Source organism: Gilliamella sp. X-23, from assembly GCF_057063545.1.
Window position 1 is genome coordinate 96799 of sequence record NZ_JBXSQG010000001.1, and the last position, 21196, is coordinate 117994.

General features: G+C 36.1%; 24 protein-coding genes. 19 read left to right on the forward strand and 5 right to left on the reverse strand.

Translation table 11 applies throughout. The features are described from left to right. Window positions 1-13: 13 nt before the first annotated feature. The 19 genes from ACYH9I_RS00635 (at window position 14) to ACYH9I_RS00725 (ending at window position 17370) form a co-directional block, all read left to right on the forward strand. A complete protein-coding gene (locus tag ACYH9I_RS00635; RefSeq protein WP_483558101.1) occupies window positions 14-496 on the forward strand; it encodes a phage virion morphogenesis protein in 483 nt (160 codons plus the stop codon). 230 nt (window positions 497-726) lie between these two features. Beyond that, complete coding sequence (locus ACYH9I_RS00640) at window positions 727-1803, forward strand: peptidase (protein WP_483558102.1); 1077 nt, start codon at window positions 727-729, stop codon at window positions 1801-1803. A gap of 65 nt (window positions 1804-1868) precedes the next feature. After that, a complete protein-coding gene (locus ACYH9I_RS00645; protein WP_483558104.1) occupies window positions 1869-2228 on the forward strand; it encodes a DUF2190 domain-containing protein in 360 nt (119 codons plus the stop codon). A gap of 62 nt (window positions 2229-2290) precedes the next feature. Continuing rightward, on the forward strand, window positions 2291-3217 hold the full coding sequence (locus ACYH9I_RS00650; protein ID WP_483558106.1) for a phage capsid protein: 927 nt from the start codon (window positions 2291-2293) through the stop codon (window positions 3215-3217). Between the two features lie 50 nt (window positions 3218-3267). Next, a complete protein-coding gene (locus ACYH9I_RS00655; protein ID WP_483558108.1) occupies window positions 3268-3789 on the forward strand; it encodes a gp436 family protein in 522 nt (173 codons plus the stop codon). Beyond that, window positions 3786-4235 carry a phage tail terminator protein gene (locus ACYH9I_RS00660; protein ID WP_483558110.1) on the forward strand — a complete coding sequence of 150 codons (450 nt, stop codon included), beginning with the start codon at window positions 3786-3788 and terminating at the stop codon, window positions 4233-4235. Before ACYH9I_RS00655 ends, ACYH9I_RS00660 begins: the two co-directional genes overlap by 4 nt. A gap of 19 nt (window positions 4236-4254) precedes the next feature. After that, on the forward strand, window positions 4255-5016 hold the full coding sequence (locus tag ACYH9I_RS00665) for a phage tail tube protein (protein WP_483558112.1): 762 nt from the start codon (window positions 4255-4257) through the stop codon (window positions 5014-5016). Window positions 5017-5082: 66 nt separating this feature from the next. Next, a complete protein-coding gene (locus ACYH9I_RS00670; protein ID WP_483558113.1) occupies window positions 5083-5499 on the forward strand; it encodes a DUF6631 family protein in 417 nt (138 codons plus the stop codon). Window positions 5500-5713: 214 nt separating this feature from the next. Beyond that, complete coding sequence (locus tag ACYH9I_RS00675; RefSeq protein ID WP_483558115.1) at window positions 5714-8836, forward strand: phage tail length tape measure family protein; 3123 nt, start codon at window positions 5714-5716, stop codon at window positions 8834-8836. Then, window positions 8836-10023 (forward strand): phage tail protein, encoded by a 1188-nt coding sequence (locus ACYH9I_RS00680; protein ID WP_483558116.1) that lies wholly within the window; start codon window positions 8836-8838, stop codon window positions 10021-10023. Before ACYH9I_RS00675 ends, ACYH9I_RS00680 begins: the two co-directional genes overlap by 1 nt. After that, entirely contained in the window at window positions 10004-10810 is an 807-nt protein-coding gene (locus tag ACYH9I_RS00685) for a phage BR0599 family protein (protein WP_483558118.1), read from the forward strand. Before ACYH9I_RS00680 ends, ACYH9I_RS00685 begins: the two co-directional genes overlap by 20 nt. A gap of 12 nt (window positions 10811-10822) precedes the next feature. Continuing rightward, on the forward strand, window positions 10823-11056 hold the full coding sequence (locus tag ACYH9I_RS00690) for a hypothetical protein (protein WP_065574298.1): 234 nt from the start codon (window positions 10823-10825) through the stop codon (window positions 11054-11056). A 15-nt stretch (window positions 11057-11071) separates the two neighbouring features. Beyond that, entirely contained in the window at window positions 11072-11275 is a 204-nt protein-coding gene (locus ACYH9I_RS00695; protein ID WP_483558120.1) for a hypothetical protein, read from the forward strand. Continuing rightward, on the forward strand, window positions 11265-13712 hold the full coding sequence (locus ACYH9I_RS00700; RefSeq protein ID WP_483558122.1) for a phage tail protein: 2448 nt from the start codon (window positions 11265-11267) through the stop codon (window positions 13710-13712). The genes ACYH9I_RS00695 and ACYH9I_RS00700 overlap by 11 nt, the downstream gene beginning before the upstream one ends. Beyond that, the gene (locus ACYH9I_RS00705) at window positions 13712-14500 is read left to right on the forward strand and encodes a phage tail tube protein (RefSeq protein WP_483558124.1); all 789 of its coding nucleotides are present in this window, start codon (window positions 13712-13714) and stop codon (window positions 14498-14500) included. Before ACYH9I_RS00700 ends, ACYH9I_RS00705 begins: the two co-directional genes overlap by 1 nt. A gap of 10 nt (window positions 14501-14510) precedes the next feature. Beyond that, entirely contained in the window at window positions 14511-15254 is a 744-nt protein-coding gene (locus ACYH9I_RS00710; RefSeq protein ID WP_483558126.1) for a tail fiber/spike domain-containing protein, read from the forward strand. Between the two features lie 17 nt (window positions 15255-15271). Beyond that, window positions 15272-15991 (forward strand): hypothetical protein, encoded by a 720-nt coding sequence (locus tag ACYH9I_RS00715; protein WP_483558128.1) that lies wholly within the window; start codon window positions 15272-15274, stop codon window positions 15989-15991. A 1-nt stretch (window position 15992) separates the two neighbouring features. Further along, window positions 15993-16520, forward strand: a complete 528-nt coding sequence (locus ACYH9I_RS00720) for a tail fiber assembly protein (RefSeq protein WP_483558130.1) — start codon at window positions 15993-15995, stop codon at window positions 16518-16520. A 235-nt stretch (window positions 16521-16755) separates the two neighbouring features. After that, window positions 16756-17370 (forward strand): C40 family peptidase, encoded by a 615-nt coding sequence (locus tag ACYH9I_RS00725; RefSeq protein ID WP_483558131.1) that lies wholly within the window; start codon window positions 16756-16758, stop codon window positions 17368-17370. Window positions 17371-17441: 71 nt separating this feature from the next. On the opposite strand, the gene ACYH9I_RS00730 is transcribed toward ACYH9I_RS00725, so the two are convergent. Genes ACYH9I_RS00730 through ACYH9I_RS00750 form a run of 5 tightly spaced genes read right to left on the reverse strand, consistent with a single transcriptional unit; the run spans window position 17442 to window position 21076 of the window. Beyond that, window positions 17442-18506 (reverse strand): tyrosine-protein phosphatase, encoded by a 1065-nt coding sequence (locus ACYH9I_RS00730; protein WP_483558133.1) that lies wholly within the window; start codon window positions 18504-18506, stop codon window positions 17442-17444. Between the two features lie 9 nt (window positions 18507-18515). Beyond that, window positions 18516-19331 (reverse strand): PTS system mannose/fructose/sorbose family transporter subunit IID, encoded by an 816-nt coding sequence (locus ACYH9I_RS00735; RefSeq protein ID WP_483558135.1) that lies wholly within the window; start codon window positions 19329-19331, stop codon window positions 18516-18518. Continuing rightward, window positions 19328-20119 (reverse strand): PTS mannose/fructose/sorbose/N-acetylgalactosamine transporter subunit IIC, encoded by a 792-nt coding sequence (locus ACYH9I_RS00740; protein ID WP_483558136.1) that lies wholly within the window; start codon window positions 20117-20119, stop codon window positions 19328-19330. The genes ACYH9I_RS00735 and ACYH9I_RS00740 overlap by 4 nt, the downstream gene beginning before the upstream one ends. A 41-nt stretch (window positions 20120-20160) precedes the next feature. Next, window positions 20161-20634 (reverse strand): PTS sugar transporter subunit IIB, encoded by a 474-nt coding sequence (locus tag ACYH9I_RS00745; protein ID WP_483558412.1) that lies wholly within the window; start codon window positions 20632-20634, stop codon window positions 20161-20163. Window positions 20635-20644: 10 nt separating this feature from the next. Beyond that, window positions 20645-21076, reverse strand: a complete 432-nt coding sequence (locus tag ACYH9I_RS00750) for a PTS sugar transporter subunit IIA (protein WP_483558138.1) — start codon at window positions 21074-21076, stop codon at window positions 20645-20647. Window positions 21077-21196 lie beyond the last annotated feature (120 nt).

Below are 21196 nucleotides of genomic sequence, written 5' to 3' on the forward strand. Positions count from 1 at the left end.
TATAGGTGAAAAAATGACTGGCGTAAATATTGAGTTTAATATACAAGATGCGCTTGATGCTATGCTTCATATTGAAGCAGCCATAGATGATATGTCTGGTTTATTTGAACACATGGGTGAAGTGTTATTAGATATTCATGAAGCACGCTTTAATGCCCAAGAATCACCAGACGGTATACCTTGGCAAGCATTATCACCGTGGTATCAAGAATCTAAACCCAAACAAAAAGATAAAATTTTAACGCTAGATGGTAATCTAAGAAGTACGTTGCATTGGCAGATTGAAGGTAATACTTTGTTATTCGGTACAAATTTAATTTATGGCGCTATCCATCAGTTCGGCGGTACAATTAAACCAGTTAAGGGCAATGCATTAAATGTGGGAGGACGTCCTGTAAAGCAAGTGGTAATTCCAGCAAGACCATGGCTTGGCATTAGCGCCCAAGATAAATTACTATTGGTCGATGTTGTGCGTGAGCACTTGGGTTTTGCTTAAAACGCAATATAACGCGTTTTAAGCCACTTTACTAAAAAAGGCTAATTAGTTTATTTACGAATCGCTTTAATCGTGTTGTAAATGCTTTATAATAAGTTTTTAGTGTATATTTCTTCTATTATTTTGCCGTTCCCCTTTCCAAATCATTAAAAAATTATCTGCCCGCGTTCAGATTACCCTTTTCTCAAAATAAGTCATGATGCTCTATATCAATTTATTGGAGCATTTTTATGGCACTTATCCCCGTTTTTAAACCTGGTACGCATACTGCGGTAGATGGTCGAAAAATCACTTTTACTTTAGAAAACTGTATTGATTTAGCTGAAAGCTATGATCCAACGCTATCTGAAGCACCTGCTGTAATCGGCCATCCCAAACTAACAGCTCCGGCTTACGCATGGGCAAAATCATTCGAAGTAAAAGATGGTTTAGTTTATGCAAAGTTAGATCAGATTAATCCCGAGTTTGCTGAAGCCTATAATGCGGGCAGTTATAAAAAACGCTCTTTATCAATCTATTTACCAGACTCACCAGGCAATCCTAAACCCGGTCATTACTATGCGCGGCACATTGGTTTTTTAGGTGCTGCAGCGCCTGCTATTAAAGGTTTGCCTGATGTTAGTTTTGCCGAATCTGGCGGCGAGCAAGGTGCTGTTGAATTCTCTATGGCTGATGAAGAATTTGATGAGAATTTGATTTCAATTTTGTCTAACCTGCGTGACCTCTTGATTGAGAAAGAAGGCATTGCCAGTGCTGACTTATTTTTACCGCAATGGCGCCTTGAATCATTGCGTGCAATATCCGACAGAAAACAAAAGGAGAAAGAAAAAATGCCACAACCTTTAGACGCTAGCTTTGCCGAACAACAAGCAACAATTGACGCTAAGAATGCTGAACTAGCCAAACGTGAACAAGCATTGCTAGAAAAAGAACAAACTAACAAGCGTGCGGAATTTGCTGCCTTTGCTGATGAATTAGTTAAAGATGGAAAATTATTACCTGCTCATAAAACTACAGTTGTTGAAGTATTTATGGCGTTGGGTAGTGAACCAATTTCATTTGCTGAAGGTGATGCAACTGTTAACAGTTCCCCAGTTGATTTAATCAAAAAAGTACTTTCAGAACGTCCTGCTTTTATGAACTTTGCTGAAAAATCAGCTGCTAGTGATAATGAAGATAACGTTGATAAACAAGATCCAAAAGTCATTGCTGATGCAGCCAAAGCCTATCAAAAAGAACAGGCAGACAAAGGCAATACAATTTCAATTAGCCAAGCAGTTACGCATGTAACCAAAGCTAAAAAATAAGAGCATTAATTACAGGCTGATTATTAATATCAGCATCATTTTAATTTTAACCAAAAGGTTTTTATATGAATATTCCAGGATTAACAGTAGCAAAAACCGCTGAAGGCGAAGTCAAACCACGCGTGATTGTCTGTCATGGTAGTGAAGATGGGCTAGCAAAAACAGCGATTGACGGTAACGCATTATTAATCGGTGTATCAACAATTGTCGGTGGTGGTGATGGTGAAGTGTTTGATGTGATTCGTAGCGGTTTAGCGCCTGTTTTTTATAGCGAAACAATTGCGATTGGTGATCCAATCACAGCAAATGCCGATGGTCGAGCGAAAAAAGCAAATAGTGGTGATTTTATTATTGGTTTTGCTGAAGAAAATGGTAATGAAGGTGAGTTATGCTCAATTTGGATTGCACCAAGCAAACAAGCTTAATTTTTATTTAATGAATGGTCTATGACCTTTAATAAACACGTTTTAATAAATAGGAGTTTTATATGCAACGCCCTTTTCCCGTTGAACCGCAGTTGACTGCAATTGCTATCGCTTACCGTAATAATAAGTTAATTGCCGATGAGGTTTTGCCCCGTGTGCCTGTTTCTAGCACATCATTTAAATGGCTTGAATTTGATTTTTCAGAGCGATTTACTTTGCCTAATACCAAAGTTGGTAGGACGTCACAACCGAATCAAGTTGAGTTTAGTGCCAAAGAAAAAGAAAGCTCAGTTGAAGATTGGGGACTCGATAGCCCTGTCCCTCAAGATGATATTGATACAGCCATTACAGGCTATAACCCACTTGGTCATGCCGTTGAGGCCACGACTGATTTAATTTTGTTAGATCGTGAGGTTCGAGCTGCAAATTTGCTATTTAATGGTGCAAATTACAGCAATAAACAAACATTAACTTCTGCACAGCAATGGAATAATCCTGATAGTGACCCAGTAGCATTAATAACGGATGCATTCGATGCAATGATTCAGCGTCCAAATATCGGCACACTAGGACGTCGAGTTGCCACAATATTACGTCGTCATCCAAAAATTGTTTCAGCATATCATGGAAATGCCGGTGAAAGTGGTTTAGTTCCTCTCGGATTCTTAGCTGACTTATTAGAGTTAGAAGCCATTTATGTCGGTGATGCATTTTTAAATAGTGCAAAACCAGGTAAATCGCCGGCATTACTTCGTGCTTGGGGCAATAAAGCATCATTCACGGTACGCAATAAATTAGCAAATACTAAAGGTGGTGTGACGTTCGGTTATACAGCTCAATTTAAAGATCGTGTTTCGGGTTCGATTGTTGATCCTGATATTGGTTTACGTGGTGGGCAACGTGTTCGAGTCGGTGAATCGGTCAAAGAGCTAGTTGTGGCTAAAGATGCGGGCTATTTGTTTGAAAATGTTATTCCAGCAAACAGTTAATAATGTGAACAACAACCAACGGTAATTTATCGTTGGTTTGGGTAAAGATGATGAATATTCCATACATTACATTGCTAAATTTATCCGAACGTCCAGGACTCGTTGAGCTATCGCAATTGGTTGCTCAAGATGGTGAAATGCCCGTAGATGCTAATTTGTTGGAAGTCATTATTAATGGTGGTGATGTTTCAAATTGGTTACCTGATGATGTTATTAATGCAAATCGAGCAATCTCACGCATTAATGAATCAATCGCTGATGCGCAAGCCGAGATAAACGGCTTTTTACGGCAACGTGGGCACAGGCTACCCTTAGTTAAGGTACCTCGTTTGTTAACTGATTGGGCACGCATTATTGTTCGTTACAAATTACATCGCAATCGTGTTTCTGATGAAAAAAGCGATCCTATCGTGCGTGATTACAAACAAGTTCTGGGCTTTCTAAAAATGGTAGCTGAAGGGAAATATTCGCTTGGTATTGATGATGCTTTGCCTGTCGCAGGCGGTGTTCCGAAACAAACTGGCCCTGTTCGTGTATTTGATATGAACACATTACGGGATTTTGGACGATGAGTAGCGCACCATTTGATGTATCAGTCATTGCTGACAAACTCAAGGTATTACTGCAAGAAAAAAACTTAGTGTTTGTTGGTACCAGTGCTGAGTACAGCAAGTTAACAGATTTAACCAGTGCGCCAACGCCAAGTGCTTATGTTCTGCTTGGTAAAGAAACACCGAACGATAAGCCTGCAGGAACACGGCAGTCAGTAAGTGTTAATTTTGGTGTTGTGATTGTAGCTCGTGATTTATCAAGTCAAGCAACCAATATTCAAAATGTAAAACAATTGGCAAATCCGGTTATAGGTGCGGTGCGTGATTTGTTGATTGGTAAAACAGTTCAGTTTATTGACGGAGTTCGTCCAGTTAGTTGGATTGGTGGGCAAACGTTAGGTTTTCAAAACGGTGTACTAGTGTGGATTGATTCATTTCAAACCCAGCATTTTATTGGTAGCCGATAAATAGTTTTAGGAGAAAGATATGTCAGATTTATTAATGAGCCTTCAGGGTACGATTAACCTTGCCACACGTAATACCGCAAGTTCACCCGTTCGACCAAATGCCTTTCGGCATGTGGGTACCGCTGACTCTTGCGAGATGGAGTTAAGTGTTGAAACGGTAACACAAAATGAATCATATACAGGACAACGCTTACAAGTTGGTGAATTGACGTTAGGTAAAAGTGGTACGTTAAATCTTACGTTAAAAGATTGGTCAATCGAAAATATTGCGTTAGCTCTTTATGGTGAAAAAATTACTGTTGATGCAGGTATTGTCACTGATGAAAAATTACCTGAAAGTCTGGTAATTGGTGACCGTATAAAGTTAGCTAACCCATTTGTTGCAGATGTTGAGTTAAAAATTGCTGATGGAACCACATTAGTATTAGGCACAGATTATGAAATTGAATCAGCGCATGCAGGATTAATCAAATTATTAACGTCAGCAGCATTAACTGCTACCGTTGACTATTCATATGCTAAACAAGAGAGCTTAGGCATTTTTACACGTCAACCGCCTGAGCGCTGGTTTATGTTAGACGGCATTAACACCGACCGCGAAGATGAACACGTTATCGTTCAATTATTTAGAGTTAAATTCAATCCAATATCGAACTTTTCATTACTGCATAATGAAGGCTATGGTGAGTTGCCTCTGACTGCCACCGTTTTAGCAGATATGAGTCAAACTAAAGACAGTTCTCTCGGTTACTTTGGATCATATGTTCAAAAAGCAAAATAATGAGTTATTAATACTGCGGTGACGTTTCACCGCTAACTTAATTTTATCAATTTGTAGGTAAATAACATGGCAGAAAAAGTGACAGCAACAAAAGAAGAATCAAATGATTTAGCAACATTAATGCCAAATCGTGAAATTACACTAGCTGGTGAAACAATTACAGTACGTGAATATTCATTTAAAGATGCACTAACTATTGGTAACGAAATTGACCAGTTTGTTGCATTAATTGTAAATGAAATGAACGGTACAAACAAAATCACTATTGAGCAAGCCGACACAATTATTATGGGTAATTTAGAGCTAGTTTATTCATTAATCAGTACCTCTATTCAAAAACCGATTTCGTTTATTGAAGCGTTGTCATATGAAGATGGTTTACAACTACTTGATTGGTGGTGGGTTGTTAACTCTCATTTTTTTATGAACGCGGTAACCCGCAAAATCATTCGGCAAAACGCTGCAAAACAGGCAAATCAGTAAGCTGGAGTGAGGTTTTTACATTATTAATTAAAAATGGGCATGATGCGCAGCAGTTACAGCATTACACGCAACGCCAATTACTGCTGTATTACGATGAATTAATTAAGTTACAAAATAGAGAACGAGCCAACAGAGTTGAAGATATTTGTGTTGGAGTTAGTACTGGTAAACAAGTTACAAAGTTTGTAAAACAGTTACGCGGAGAGCAATAATAATGGCTAATAACGATATGAATATTGCAATGAAGTTCACGGCTGACGTGAATCGTGCTAAAAAAAATATTCATGAAGTGGGTGATGAGTTAAAAAGCGTCTATGAAAAACAAGTAGATGCGATGAACCGTGGCCAACAAGCTATTATCAAATTATTGCAACAAGAACAAGCTGAAGAAAAGGCACAGCAAGCAGCAGCTAAAGCCACTAAAGTCCATCAAAAAGAAGTTGAAAAACTGCGCCAAGGTTTAGACAAATTACTTGCTAGTATTGATCCAGCAACAAAAGGTCTAAGTCGTTTAGATGAATTAGAAAGCAAATTAAGGAAATCCAAAAAAGCAGGCGTGATTGATGGTGATACGTTTGATGATTATCTGGCAAAAATCAATAACCAACGCGCTGCATTATCAGCGGTTGAAACACTCAATGAAAGTACTAAAAAATTAGATCTGAATACCAAAGGCGCCCGTCGTAGTATCGCCAGTATGTTTAAACAATTAGCGAGCGGTAATTTTGCATCAGCGGGAAATTCATTGCTGACAATTGGTAATATGACTGGGCGATTACCGCCATTATTTAGTGCTGCTACTTTATCAGCGGGGATTTTTATTGCGACCGCTTACAAAATGTCCCAAGTGATAAGTACGATAATGTCAGACCAAGAGCGATTTAATCGTGCATTAATTTCAACGGGTAATTATGCTGGGGCTACCGCAGGCGGGCTTGAGGCTATGTCTCAACGTATCGGTAAAATTAATCATAACTACAGTGAAACACGTACAGTCATTACTGAACTGACGGCAACGGGGCGATTATCAGCAAAATCGATTGAAAATATTGCTACTGCATCAGCATATATGGCACAAGTGACAGGAAAAAGTGCCCAAGACGCCGTTCAATCATTTAAAGGTATTGAAAATTCGGTCACAAGCTGGGCGGTTGAAAGTAATAAACAATATCACTTTTTAGATCTGGCTACTTATCAGCGTATTGCAGCGTTAGAAGCACAAGGTGACACAGAACAAGCTATTGCCGTTGCTACCGAGAGATATGCCAAAGAGATGGAAGTCAGCGCTAACAAGATGCAAGAACAGCTTAATTGGTTAGAAGATGCCTGGCGACGCTTCAAAAATGGGGTTAGTGTTCTAGGTAATGAGTTAAAGAAAGAGCTTAAGTTTGATTTAGGATTATCAAGCCTAGAAGAAGATATTGAAAGAATGGAGAAAGCCAAAAAAAGAGGTTTTTATATTGTTCCTGGGTCAGTATCTATTCCATATACTAAAAATGATGATAAAGAATTACAAGAAAAATATGCTCAACGAGATAAACAGCAAAAAGAAGCACAAGAAAAGCATGACACTGATGTCATTAATGAAAAAGCAATCAATGCCCAAAAAGAACTTGACGAGCTTCATAAACAAAATGCCAGTGATGCCGAAAAACAAGCCAAGGCTGTTGATGATTTACGTAAAAAATATGAAGCACTATGGGCCAACGAAAAAGGTCGTAAAGATTTGCAGGCTCAAGGGGTTACATCAAAAGACGGAAAATCATTTTCTGGCGGTCAATATGATAAAGATGTTAAAAATATTACTGATAAAGGTATTCTTGAATATAATAAAGGGGTTGAAAAATCACTAAAACTGACAACAGAACTGCAACGAGTGATGCATGAAATCAATGAAGGGCAGTATAAAAATGCATCACAAGCAGAGAAAGACCGTGCTATTGCACTAGCGAAACAAGTTGACGCTAAAAATGCGGCAAAACATAACAAAAAAACTGATTTTTCATTAACAAATGACAAAAATAATCTAGCATTGCAGCAACAATTAAATGAACTATTACTTGGTACAAAGGCGAGTGATGACACAGTTGAACAATGGTATAACAATCTATTAGCCCAGTTTAAGAAAACGGGAAATAAAGAAGGTATCGATTTAATCGACCAAATTTTGCCCCTCAAAAAAGCTGAAGCGAATTTAAATGAAATCACAACAAAAATTCAGCAAGCACAATCACGTCAATCAACGAAAGAACAAAGGATTCAAGCACAAGTAACTAGTGGTTTAATTACACAAGTTGAAGCACAAAGCAAATTAGTCGATTTACACAAACAGACCGCACAAGAACTTGCAGAGTATTTACCTACTTTGCAAGCTATGACTGAATTACCCGGACAAGCTGGCGAAAATGCTCAAAAAGCGTTGGCAACATTACAACTACAAATTGCAGAACTAAATAAGACTACTGATGCACTAACAAATGCATTTAAAAGCGGATTGCAAAACGGTATCCAAGGTAGTTTAGATAGTTTGGCTAAAGGTACCTTTGAATTAAAAGATGCTCTGCAAAATCTAGCGCAAAGTATTTTATCGTCGATGGCGCAAGTTGCGACAAAAGGTTTAGCAGATATGGCAATGAATGGACTATCAAATTTAGGTAGTTCGTTATTTTGTGCTGCCACTGATGCTGCTGTTGATAATGCAAGTGCTGCTGCTTCAGCAGGACTGATGGAAACAGCAATTGCAACCAGCTCGGCAACTGGTGCTGGATTAATGGGTGATTCTATTTCTATGTCAGCAGGTATTGGGGCAGAAACGATTTCGGCATCAATGATTACAGCCGGAACAACAGCAGGTGAAATTATTAGTGCAGCAATGATTTCAGCATCAAGTGCTAGTGCTGGTGCAAATGCGGGCAGTTCTGCTATAGGCGCGGCAGCAGTAGCTGCTGCAACAGGTGGTTATATTACTGGTGCCGGAACATCAACATCAGATTCTATTCCAGCTAAATTGTCTAATGGCGAATATGTTGTTAATGCAGCATCAGTCAAAAAATATGGTGTTGATTATTTACATGCCATCAATACTGGGAGATTGCATCGTTACGCAACTGGCGGGCTAGTTTCTAATGTTAGCAGACCGACTGCGCCCAATTTATATGATGAAAATTCAACATCAAGCGCAACAAATCAAGCTCAGTCGGCTCCTGTCATTCAACAAACTCTGGTTCTTGATAGCGGTGAGATGATGAAGTCTGGCATTAGTTCTGTTGATGGTTCAAGGGCGTTAATGACGTGGATTCGTGCAAACTCCCAAACTCTAAAACAGGAGTTGTCATAATGAAAAAATTTTTATGGCAAACTGAACCGGATTGGACTAATGGCGTAACTGAAATACTGGAATGGAAAACCGATATTTTACAATCTTACAGTGGCGCAGAGCAACGCATTGCTCGGCGATTATCACCACGTCGGACGTTTGAATTTTCAATTCTAATTAATGGTAATGAACGTTCACGATTTGAAAACCGATTAGCATTTGTGGGTGGCAATTCTTGGTATTTTCCTATTTATACTGATGTTACCTATCTGAATGATGCGGTTAATACAGGTGCTATAGTTCTGCCGTGCAGCACGGTAGGTCGTGATTTTGTAGTCGGCAATAAAGTACTAATTAAAAGTGAGATTAACAATGTTAATCAAACAGCATTACTTGAAGTCGCAGCGATAAGCACAGATTCAATCACATTAGTTAATCCAGTTAAAGCTGAGTTTTTGGCTGGGGCATGTATTTATCCTGTTCGATTGGCCGTACTAACAGATATGCCAGAACTTACACGTCATAATGATGACCTACTTTCCGCTCAGATTCGTTTCAGAATCAGCGAACATAACGCATTTAGTCACGATATTTCATATCTACCTGTTTATCGAGATTTTCCAGTATTAACTATGTACCCAGATTGGTCTGAATCGTTAAAAGGTCGATATGAGCGTGTTTTACTTGAATTAGACAATGGTTCTGGAATTACAAAAAGATTAGACACCGCCCGTTTACCATTCTTTGTGCAAGAATTTCGTTGGTTTCTAACTGAGCGAAATGAGCACATGCAATTGCGTCAATTATTTTATTATCTTAATGGTTGTCAAAAAAATATTTGGGTATCAAGCCAAGCGAGCGATTTTAATGTTCTAGAGGCTGATGGTCGAGTTCTTGAAGTTGAAAACACCGGGTTTAATGAAATTGGATTAATGCCTGGTCGAAAAGATTTGGTTATCAATTTATGTAATGGCAATTCATTATATCGACGCATTGATTATGTTGCGATTGTTTCTGATGAAATCGAACGTTTATTACTAAATGAGACAATCAATGTAAATGTTGAAGATATTCTGTCAGTTTCATTTTTAACATTATGCCGTTTAAATAGCGATGCAGTTAGCTGGAAACATGTAACCGATGCCGATGGACTAGCCAATATAACTTGTAGTTTTAGAGGAGTGCGAGATGAGTTGGAATCAATTTGAATATTCAACCAATAATGGCAAACCATTAACGTTATATGAATTTATTCGTAATGAACAAAAATATTACCGCTATACCAATGCTGACCGAAATATTGATTTCGGTGGTGTGATGTGGATAAGTGAAGTAATCAGTAATACAGGACTAAGTATAGGCACGGGTAATAGTCTAGAAATTACATTGCCATCAACGTCGGACGTAGTTCGTTTATTTCGTGGAGTACCACCCACCAAACCCGTTGTAATCAAAATGTATCAGTTACACGAAAATGACAATGAATTTAAAGTTATCTGGGTCGGAAAAATCCAAGAAGTTAAACGTGAATCAATTGAAAAAGCAAAATTAATTACGGCAAGCGTTGCAAGTTCGTTTGAGCGCAGTGGCCTACGATTGACCTACGGGCGTTCATGTCCCTATGCACTGTATGACCACAATTGCCGGATTCGACAAGAAAACTATAAAGCCGCGAATATCGAAATTATTGCGCTCGATGGAGCAAATATCGCCGTAAATTTATCAGGATTTAATTCGGGTTATTTTTCTGGTGGATATATGGAATTTTACATTGATGGGATTAAAGAACTACGAGGACTAAAAGCGCATGTTAATAATGTGATAGGTATCTTAGGGGGAACTCAAGGATTACAAAAAGGTATGTACATTAATTTATATCCGGGATGCGACAAAACAATCAAAACCTGTAATGAAAAATTTAATAATCATCTCAATTATGGTGGACAACCCCACATTCCGGGCATTTCACCGTTCACAATCGTCAAACTATTTTAGGAGAAACTTATTATGTGGTGGGCTGTTGCTAAATTTGTTGCTGTTATTGTTGCCAGTTATGTGATTGCACGTGTTACTGCGAAACAACCCAAAAGTAATCGTCCAACGGCTGCAACTGAAGATGATTGGAATATGCCAATTCCTGATGAGGGTACTCCCCAATGCGTTTTTTTTGGCGACTGCTGGACTGCGGATTGGTTTGTACTGGGTTACGGTAACTATCGTTATAGTGCAATTCGTAAGTAAATTGGAGCATTTATTATGAAAATAACAATGGAACATATTCGTGCGGGCGGTGGTTGTGCCGGAGGATTACGTGAGTTTTTTAAACGCTATAACTTGGATTTAAATACGTTTATTCGTGATGGATATATTGATTCAGAAATAGTTTTAAAAACAGGTGATGCGTTAGCACTACATATTGTCAATATTGCAAAAACAGGGATGAAGTCAAATGGGATCTAAAAAGAAAAAGGTTACCGTAGGATATCGTTATTCATGGGATTTATTTTGCGGGTTAGGTCGTGGTCCAATTAACTCTATTGTCGCAATTACTGCTGATAAGAAAATTGTGTGGTTGGGAAAAGAAAGTGACGCAAATACGAATTGCACTATTTACATTAATAAGCCCAATTTATTTGGTGGAGAAGACACTGGTGGTGAAGGTGGTATTCAGGGGAACCTTGAAATAATGATGGGTGAACTAAACCAAATTCCATCAAATAGTTTAAAAAGTATTTTAAAAGGATTGATTCCGGGATTTCGTGGTGTGGTCACAACATTTTTCTCCGGATTAATAAGTTGCTATAGCGCATCACCAAAACCGTGGTCTTACAGAGTTCGTCGAACAACAAAAGGCTGGGATAAAGGCAATGTTTGGTATCCTGAAAAATGCACAATCATGTTGCGTGACGATGCGTCAGAAATTATTGGTGTTGAAGATGAGATAAAAAGCAAATTACCTGTTGAAGATTTAATTCTCCTTTTAATGAACGAAAACAAAAATAAAAATGAAAATGAAATTGAATTAAAACCTAATATCAATGGTATAGGTAATAATAAAGACCCCAAACAAAATGAAGAAGAGAAGAAAAAAGAGAAAGAAAAAAAGAAAAAAATTGAGGAAATAAAACAAAAACTTGCTGAGTTGCGCGCAACAGTCACTAATAATATTCGTAATATTCATGCAATGAATCCTGCTCATATCTTATTCGAATGTGCAACAAATCGAGATTGGGGGCGTGGTCTAAGTTGGGATGAAATTGATATTGAAAGTTTTAAAAAAGCGGCAGACACACTATTTGATGAAAAGTTTGGTTTATGTTTTCGATACAACCGACAAGACCAACTGCAAACATTTATACAGCAAATTTTAGACCATATTGGTGCTGCTCAATATGCTGATTTATCAACCGGGAAATTAACATTAAAGCTAATTCGCAACGACTATGATCCAGAAAAATTACCATTATTTAATTATGATAACGGTATTTTATCAGTACAAGATGATGATTCAGCGAGTAATGATGCTACATATAATGAAATAGTTGTTACATATAGTAATCCTGTAACACATGAAGATGGAACTGTTCGTGCTCAAAATCTAGCATCAATTCAACAAGTCGGTTTAATTAGCAATTCAGTTGAATATAAAGCAGTACCAACACAAGAACTGGCCGCTCGCGTGGCTGAGCGAGATCTGGAAATGAATGCAGCAGGCATTACACGTTTAATTATTAAATTTGATAGACGTGGTGGCATATTAGAGCCTGCATCGTGTTTCCGTGTATCTTTACCTGACCGTGATATTGAAAATATGATTTTACGCGTCGGAAAAATAGAAGAGCAAAATGATGGTGCTTTATTAATAACTGGCGTGCAGGATGTTTTTAGTTTGTCATCAACATCTTACAGTACATCACAACAAACAAGCGAATGGGTAGCACCAGATAATTCAATTCGGGCAGTTAATGATGTACAACTTATTGAATTACCTTATGCGGTTCTTGTATCAACACTGAGCGCAGCGGATCTAGATTATGTAAAACCATCGTCAGGATACATAGGTGTTATGGCATCAGCACCAACCTCAGCATCAATTAATTATATTTTACAATCTCGTGCAACGGGAGCTGACTTTGTTACACAAAGTCAAGGAGATTGGACTCCAAAAGCAACACTAATCAACGATATCGAAAAACTAACAACAAAGCTTGAAATCGATTCTGATTATCAACCAAGCATTGGTGAAGGAATATTAATTAATGATGAGTTCATGCGTGTTGATGCAATTGAAAATAACATAATTACAGTTGGACGCGGTTGCCTTGACTCACTACCAAGTTCCCATAAATGTGGTTCTAAAATCCGTTACTACATGAACGCGATAGACCAAGATAGTCTTGAATATTTATCAGGTGAAAAAGTTCAAGTAAAACTATTAACACAAACAAATATAGGTGTGTTAAATCAAGAAATAGCGCCAATAGAAAGTGTTGTAATGTCGAATAGACAAATACGCCCTTATTTGCCAGGTAATATAAAAATAAACGAAGTCTTGTACCCCGATTCTATCGATGAAGCCGATAATTATGTATTAACATTTTCACATCGTGACAGAGTATTGCAAGCAGATCAGTTAATTGATTGTTTATCAGATAATATAGGCCCTGAAGATGGCACTGCCTATAAAATAGAAATTGCTGACTATTATACAAAAGAAATTCTGTGGAAGTTTAATACCACTGATACATTCATATTATTACCGTATTCATCCCGTGAAGACTATATTTATGATGATTTACACATTTTAATTTTATATAGCATTCGAGATGGTTATGAATCATTACAAAAATTTGTAACAACACTGCCTGAAGGTCATATCACTGTGGAGAGCAAATAATGTCTAATCAAAGTGAATATTATTACGGTCAAGGAAAAGTGTTTTTAGCACCTAAAATAGATGATCATCAATGGCGATGGGTTGGTGATGTATCTTCGTTAAAAATCAATTTTGAATTTGAAGAACAATATAGTAAACGCAGTATTGGTGGACGATTAGTTAATGGTAAAAGATTTATTACTTTTACTGGGGGAAACGTTACTGCAACTTGGTATGATCGTTCATTAGATAATCTTGAATTATTTTTACGTGGAAAGTCTGTATCACATCAACAAAGTTGGACTGAAGAAGAGTTCAGAAATATAAAATCAGGCATGACAATCTATTTACAACATCAAAATATAAGAGACGTTTTTATTGAAAATCTAAATGAACATATTGATTATATTGTAGATTGTAAAGCTGGTTCAATTCTATTTATAACAAAACCAAAATCACAACGGCTTCTAGTTGAATATGATTATTCAGGATTAAGCGGTATTAGCATTTTAAATAATGAACCTAACGATTTTTCACTTCGATATGAAGGAAAAAACATAATAGACGATAAACCAATAAACATCGAGCTTTATCGCGTGTCATTAGACCCCATTGAATTTATCAGCTTGATTGATGATAAATCAGAATTTTCAAATATTGAAACTACATTACAGTTATTACCTGATTTATCAAAAAATCCCAAATCAGATTTTGGACTATTCGGCAGAATAATACAGTTTAATGATTTCAACGACATCTTATACGATGATGAAATTGCTTATGATGAACGATACCAATTTGCATATTAGAGGAAACATAATGGAACATTTAATTGAAGAAGCAACATGGGAAAATAATGTATATCTCATTCAGCGAAAAGACCGCGTCGGAGGCGGTGTGCGTGGTATAGCAAACAAACCACATCACGAGCTAGCTAACAGAACACAATATTTAAAAAAAGAAGTCGACACAATTAATACTGCATTAGAGTCTACATTATCTGCATCTAAAGATAATTCCAATTTTGATGCTAAATGTAATCGTATCGAAAATTTAAAAAAACCAGAAAATAAAAATGATGCCGTTAATAAAGAATATGTTGACTGCAATGATGAAAAACTACAAAAACAAGTAAACCAGCTAATCGAGGCTAAGGTTGGCTATGAGTCAATTGGTAACTTCAATGATGGATGTTCTATAAATACAAGAAATGAAATTGTCTACAACGAACAAACTAAAAAATATTATGCTTGGGCAGGAAGTTTACCACATATTGTTTTACCACAAACAAATGTAATAGATGAAATACACAACGGAAAACCATGGTTGGTCATTGAAAATTCAAACGAATTTATAGCAAAAATTGAGAGCATAAAACAAATAGCACAAAGTGTAGCTACACAATTCTATGGTTTTAAAAGAGATGGTGCAAAATTGATTTTAGAAACCGCAGGAAATATAGATAACAAAACATTACATATTTCTGAATTCATTGAGTGGATAATTGCACCCGGTGGATGTGAATTTATTATTAATGACAAAGACTTATTGATGGTTATATAGGAAAAGAGAGGTTAAAAATGGCGACAATTAACTTAGGAAACATCCGATTTAACTGGTGTGGTGAATATGCCAGTTCAACACAATACACAAAAGATGATGTTGTGGGATTTGGAGGCTCAAGCTGGATAGCTCGTAAAAATGTAAAATGTGTTAATCCCGCAAAAAATGAATTTTGGGATTTGATGATTACCGGAGCTGAAAAACCATACGTTATAGGTGAACAAAAACTAATGGCGTTTAGAGCTTCTGAGCTCCCCTTCGGGTGGTATTTTAGAAATGGCGACAACTACTTACTCGATTCTCCACAAGGACGAGCTTTAAATAGTTTGTCAGCAAATTACAAAGAAGATTACAAAATAACTATTAAAGTAATTAATGGTAAACAATATATTAACGTGCCAACTGCGTTTGCAGCTGATGGGCGTGGTTATTTTGAGCGTGCTGTTGATGGCATAAATAGACAAGTTGGAAGCATAGAGGATGATGCCGTTCGTAACATTAAAGGTGGATTACCAAATGGTTCTGGTAAAGCACTACTTGGTCACGAAAACTTATCTATTGGTGATTGCGACGGGGCTTTTTCGATATATCATGCCGGCGATGATTATCTTCAAATAGGTAACCGCAAAGTAAAATGGGGATTTTTTAATTTTGACGCATCACGAGTAGTTCCAACTGCGCACGAAAATAGACCAATCAACATCGGTATGACACCAGCAATCTATCTAGGAGTTTAGTATGATTAATTATTATTTCGATAACACAAATGAACTAAGACCATTCACACATGAGTTAGAAGCGAATATCGACACATTGCCACCCGATAATGCATTACGCATACCTCCCGAATTCAAAAACGGTTGTTGGCCATGCGAGCAAAATGGCGCATGGATTTTAGTTGAAGATAATCGAGGAAAAACGGTATATAACATTAATACGAAAGAATCAAGTACAGTTGATTATCTCGGTGAAATCAAAGATGGTCATACACAACTTGAACCATTTGAATTTTGCAAATGGGATGGAAAAAAATGGATTTTAGATGAAGAAGAAAAACGAGAGTTTAAAATCAAAAAAAATGTAACTATAAGAGATTCATTATTAAACGACGCTAATACAGAAATTGAAATCATTAATCGAGCAATTCGACTACGCAGAGCATCTGAAGCAGATAAAACTCGTTTAGAAAAGTTAGAACTCTACACTATCGATTTATACGAACTAGATTTAAACAATGTTGACGTTGTATTTCCAGAAAAGCCGTAAAGTTGTAATTCACTTTCAAATATAGAAATCAACGGCGTGGTTAATTATCAATTAATTTAAACAATAATTATCACACGCCGCATCACAAAGATAATACTAAAAAAGATGAAAGTAGCCTATCAGTAATCAAAACTGATAACAAATGGATGATTAATCTTAAATAAAAGGTAATATAGCAATGTTATATTAGAAAGGGTAGATACTATTTACCCTTTCTAGTTAAGAAAGAATTTTGATGAACTACTGTCGTTTTTTCTCGATTATTTTTATTATGCTGGCAACGGTTGTTTTTGCTAATGAGTCTGTTTATTCTTCAAATCCAACCTCTAAATTGCCTTATTCAGTAAAAGTAGGAGATTGGATTTTTAGAAAAGGTATACAAACCGATAGCCTTATTGTTAAACAATTAGGTGGTGGTGATTTTTCACATATTGGCATGATTATATCGACTAATCCCGAAATTAAAATTATTCATGCGACCACGAGTGATGATGACAAATTTCCTAATCAAGTGATTGTATCGACCTTACCCGAGTTCATAGCTCCTGAATTAGCCGAAAAATATGCTATAGCAAGACCTAATTTTTTATCTGATGTACAACAACAGCAAATTGTCGATGATCTTCTAACCAAGCAAGGTAAAGCCTTTGTCTTAGCTCCTCGCGAACAGCCACATCTTTATTGTACAACGTTACTTTTTGATTCGATAACTAAGTTTCAATCCGATTTTAATGTTGAATGGAAATATACCTATTTTCCATCATTAAGCGGTACTTATTTATTTCCAAGTGCATTTGCAAATTATTCTGATATTACTTGGATTTATAAGTATCCCGAAACATCAGAATAATTTGTTATACTATTGTAATCAAAAAATAAAAGCGCAATACATATTGCGCTTTGTTATTAATAAAAGTTAAATTAATCTTCGAGGTAGTTTTTTTGCATAGCTATGAAATCTTGCTCTGTGAACCCCAATTCTTGTTTGATGTAATTAGCTGGAGTGCCGGCAACTTCTTTCATAGTATTGAGAATTTCAATAACAAAACTTTCACGTGTATCAATTAAACTTAACAAATAACCTAACACATCTTCATTATCCGTAATTTTTCGATATGCTGCCATTTTTATTTTGTTTCGTTCTAAGCGATTTTGATGGGTTAACATATAATCATAAATAATGTCTTCTTCTGATACTCCTAACATTGTTTGTAGTAATAATACGCCATAACCTGTGCGATCTTTACCTCCTCGACAATGTTGTATACTCGGGCTGTTGTTAGGTTTTAACATTACGCGAAGCATCTGTTTATAAGCATTTTTCGATTTGTCACTTAATACGAAATTACGATATTGTTCAAGAACTTGTATGCCTTTACCATTAACCAATTCTTTAGGAATATCGTGTAGCACACTTTCAATTAGTGCACGATCTTCATCACTAGGGTCGGCAGCAAATTGAGCAGCAAGTTCAGCTGTTTGAGCTGAAGCATCTAAATTAAAAGTATTTTGCTCACCTATGAAAGTATTTGGACTAGTTTTGATTTCGTTAGCACAACGATAATCTATAATAGTCTTGATACCTAGTGATCGAATATAACTTTCAGCATTAGGTTTCAATCCATACAAGTGATTAGAACGATAAAGTTTTCCCCATTTTACTCGTTTACCATTACTGCCTAAGTAACCGCCAAAGTCACGAAAGTTATTTAAGCCTGCAATAGGTAAAGTACGTTCTCCAAATAAAAGTGAATCATGTTCTTGAGTTTGTAATATCAAATAAATTCGTCGCTTTGTTTGTAAAGGATCATCAATAGTGAAATCATTTTGTATATTTTTACTTATTAATGTTTTATTAGATGTATTGATATTGGCTTCATCTGTCCAATATAAATCTACGGGCATATTGTTGCTAATTTTAAATGAGATTTTTAATTTATTTTGTTTATTACGGATAACCGATGCTGTTTCAATTTGTTTTTTCATGTTACATCCTTATTTTAAAACTCCAAATACCGACAAAATTACACCTATTACCATTACACTTAAAATTAATGTAACTGTATATTTACCTTGAAATTTTTTCACTAAAAAGAATGTACCTAAAGCAAACATTAAGGTTAAAAAGTTAGGCATTACTTTATCAAACATTTCCTGAATTTTTACTGATTGCTCACCGACATTAATCGCCATTGGTGTAGATACTTTAACCGTTGTTGCAATTAAAGAGCCAAGAACCATAACTCCGACTACATTAGCTAGATTACTTATTCTTTGAATAATGTTTGAATTTTTGGATTGTTCAATTAGATCAACTCCTTTATTATATCCATAATGAATAAAAAAATATTTGGTTAATATATTGACTATATTGTAGATTAGGAACATCAAAATAGGGCCAATAATATTACCTTGTAGAGCAAAAGCAGCTCCAATACTGCCGCAGATAGGCATCCAAGTGAATTTTAAAAGACTATCTCCTAATCCTGCAAATGGCCCCATTAACCCCGCTTTCACAGAAACAACTGCTTCTTTTTCATCTTCTTTTGTTTTTTCTTCCATTGCAGCAGTTATACCTAAAATTAGTGCATTGGCATTGATTTGACAATTAAAAAATTCTAGATGACGATTCATTGCTCGAACACGAGTTTCTTTATCAGCATCATGATAAAGCCTATCTAATACTGGTGTCATACAGTGTGCAAAGCCGATCATTTGCATTTTTTCATAGTTATAAGAAAAAGACATCGTTTGTAAATTCCAAAAAATATGATTAAGATCTTTTTTTGTTATTTTTCTTTCATTTATCATAGGTCAAAATCCTCTTCAATGTTATTATTCAATACTGATTTATCATCTTGTTTATAATCATTATTTTTGCTGCTCATTGATGCCATATCGTACAGTACGGCAAATGCTAAGGCGATAAAAGTGATTGGGATAATTGGTAATTTTAAATAAGTAGTTAACATAAAACCAAGGAGGAAAAAAAACCACATTCTGCCTTTTAATAGCATCAATAGTAAAATACAAATACCTACAGCAGGAATTAGTTTAGAAGCAACCCCCATACCTGTGATAATACTTTGCGGGATAGCATCTAAAATTGTTTTAATAAGATCACTACCAAAATAAATGGCTATAAAGCAAGGTACAGCACGAATCAAAAACCATACAGGAGTTGAGAAATAATGAACCTTACTTAGTGCTTTATAATTACCATTTTCAACAGCTCGTGTTGCCCAAGGATTAAGGAAGCAGGCAAATGAACGCCATATAATAAGTAATTGTTGACACAGAAGTGATACAGGTACTCCTAAAGCGATACCTGTTGCAATTCCTCCTCCGGTAGTAATTCCAAGTGAAACACCAATAATTGCACCCGCTACAATATCTGGCGCAGAATAAGCTCCAACATTGCCAATACCCATCCACATTAACTCTAGTGTTGCACTGATTATGAGCCCTTGAACCATGTCACCCATGATGATACCTGCAATTGTGCCGGTCAATAATGGTCGACGTAACATTTGTGGTCCGACATCATCCATAGAACAAATTCCCGCCCAAATGGCGACAAGAATAGCCTGTGTTAACATAAGTTAATCTCCAAATTATATGAAAAATAAATAGTTAAAGTTTAATCAAGCAATGTTTCTAGCTCGATAATTGGATCTTTGGGTACCATTTGAATTTCTACTTTCACATTTTTCTCAATAATGTTTTTAAATGCTTGTTTCTCTTCAGGAGTTGCCGAGACCGCTCGTGATAGTTGATGTCGTCCTTCTTGCATACGCATTCCCCCTACATTAAGTTTTTCAATTTCTAGACCACCATCAATTAATTTATTTACATCAATACTATTTGTAAAAAGTAGCATTGTGCGTTTTTTTATAGGTGTTTTTTTTATAATGTCGATAAACTGTTGTACTCCAAAAACCAATACTTTTAATTCTGGAGGGGCTGACATGGTTAAGACTGATTGTTGAACTTTGTCCATTGCAACTTTGTCATTAATAATTAAGACTTGTTCAATATCATAATTTTTTACCCAGGTAGTGATCACTTGACCGTGGATTAGGCGGTCATCTATTCTTGTTAAATTTATTGGCATCATTATCTCCTTATAATAGAGTAGACTGTTCACGTTTGGTATTTAACACTTGTCCAACATCAATACAGCTTTGTGGAAATACTTCTTCAATAGCAATTTTAACGTCATTAAGTGTACCTTCTCGATTATTTAAAACTTCAAGTAATATTGGAATATTGAATCCACAAAAAAGTAAAACATCTTCATGTTTAAAGAGTAATTCCCCCGCCAAATTACATGGTGTGCCACCTATAATATCAACAAGGATAATTACACCATTACCTTGGTTGAGTGCTTGATAATTCTCCTCCATTTGTTGGCGTAATTCTTCGACATTGCTATCTATTTGAACGGATATTGCACGAATATTTTGTTGTTTACCCATTAGCATTTGAGCACAATCAAGTGCACCCTGTGCAAATGAACCATGGCTAGCTAAAATAACTGGCAATTGGTTATGCATAATCAATTTCCTTTTTTGATTAATTTTTTGTAATATTATTACTTTAAATTTGTGTTTATTTGGTAATAAAGTTACACCTATACTTAATTTTAGTCATCAATTTTTTTAAAATTTTAAAAA

Excerpts from the sequence above, each read along its gene's own strand:
- ACYH9I_RS00635 (WP_483558101.1), top strand. The coding sequence starts at position 14 with ATGACTGGCGTAAATATTGAGTTTAATATACAAGATGCGCTTGATGCT.
- ACYH9I_RS00640 (WP_483558102.1), top strand. The coding sequence starts at position 727 with ATGGCACTTATCCCCGTTTTTAAACCTGGTACGCATACTGCGGTAGAT.
- ACYH9I_RS00645 (WP_483558104.1), top strand. The coding sequence starts at position 1,869 with ATGAATATTCCAGGATTAACAGTAGCAAAAACCGCTGAAGGCGAAGTC.
- ACYH9I_RS00650 (WP_483558106.1), top strand. The coding sequence starts at position 2,291 with ATGCAACGCCCTTTTCCCGTTGAACCGCAGTTGACTGCAATTGCTATC.
- ACYH9I_RS00655 (WP_483558108.1), top strand. The coding sequence starts at position 3,268 with ATGAATATTCCATACATTACATTGCTAAATTTATCCGAACGTCCAGGA.
- ACYH9I_RS00660 (WP_483558110.1), top strand. The coding sequence starts at position 3,786 with ATGAGTAGCGCACCATTTGATGTATCAGTCATTGCTGACAAACTCAAG.
- ACYH9I_RS00665 (WP_483558112.1), top strand. The coding sequence starts at position 4,255 with ATGTCAGATTTATTAATGAGCCTTCAGGGTACGATTAACCTTGCCACA.
- ACYH9I_RS00670 (WP_483558113.1), top strand. The coding sequence starts at position 5,083 with ATGGCAGAAAAAGTGACAGCAACAAAAGAAGAATCAAATGATTTAGCA.
- ACYH9I_RS00675 (WP_483558115.1), top strand. The coding sequence starts at position 5,714 with ATGGCTAATAACGATATGAATATTGCAATGAAGTTCACGGCTGACGTG.
- ACYH9I_RS00680 (WP_483558116.1), top strand. The coding sequence starts at position 8,836 with ATGAAAAAATTTTTATGGCAAACTGAACCGGATTGGACTAATGGCGTA.
- ACYH9I_RS00685 (WP_483558118.1), top strand. The coding sequence starts at position 10,004 with ATGAGTTGGAATCAATTTGAATATTCAACCAATAATGGCAAACCATTA.
- ACYH9I_RS00690 (WP_065574298.1), top strand. The coding sequence starts at position 10,823 with ATGTGGTGGGCTGTTGCTAAATTTGTTGCTGTTATTGTTGCCAGTTAT.
- ACYH9I_RS00695 (WP_483558120.1), top strand. The coding sequence starts at position 11,072 with ATGAAAATAACAATGGAACATATTCGTGCGGGCGGTGGTTGTGCCGGA.
- ACYH9I_RS00700 (WP_483558122.1), top strand. The coding sequence starts at position 11,265 with ATGGGATCTAAAAAGAAAAAGGTTACCGTAGGATATCGTTATTCATGG.
- ACYH9I_RS00705 (WP_483558124.1), top strand. The coding sequence starts at position 13,712 with ATGTCTAATCAAAGTGAATATTATTACGGTCAAGGAAAAGTGTTTTTA.
- ACYH9I_RS00710 (WP_483558126.1), top strand. The coding sequence starts at position 14,511 with ATGGAACATTTAATTGAAGAAGCAACATGGGAAAATAATGTATATCTC.
- ACYH9I_RS00715 (WP_483558128.1), top strand. The coding sequence starts at position 15,272 with ATGGCGACAATTAACTTAGGAAACATCCGATTTAACTGGTGTGGTGAA.
- ACYH9I_RS00720 (WP_483558130.1), top strand. The coding sequence starts at position 15,993 with ATGATTAATTATTATTTCGATAACACAAATGAACTAAGACCATTCACA.
- ACYH9I_RS00725 (WP_483558131.1), top strand. The coding sequence starts at position 16,756 with ATGAACTACTGTCGTTTTTTCTCGATTATTTTTATTATGCTGGCAACG.
- ACYH9I_RS00730 (WP_483558133.1), bottom strand. The coding sequence starts at position 18,506 with ATGAAAAAACAAATTGAAACAGCATCGGTTATCCGTAATAAACAAAAT.
- ACYH9I_RS00735 (WP_483558135.1), bottom strand. The coding sequence starts at position 19,331 with ATGATAAATGAAAGAAAAATAACAAAAAAAGATCTTAATCATATTTTT.
- ACYH9I_RS00740 (WP_483558136.1), bottom strand. The coding sequence starts at position 20,119 with ATGTTAACACAGGCTATTCTTGTCGCCATTTGGGCGGGAATTTGTTCT.
- ACYH9I_RS00745 (WP_483558412.1), bottom strand. The coding sequence starts at position 20,634 with ATGCCAATAAATTTAACAAGAATAGATGACCGCCTAATCCACGGTCAA.
- ACYH9I_RS00750 (WP_483558138.1), bottom strand. The coding sequence starts at position 21,076 with ATGCATAACCAATTGCCAGTTATTTTAGCTAGCCATGGTTCATTTGCA.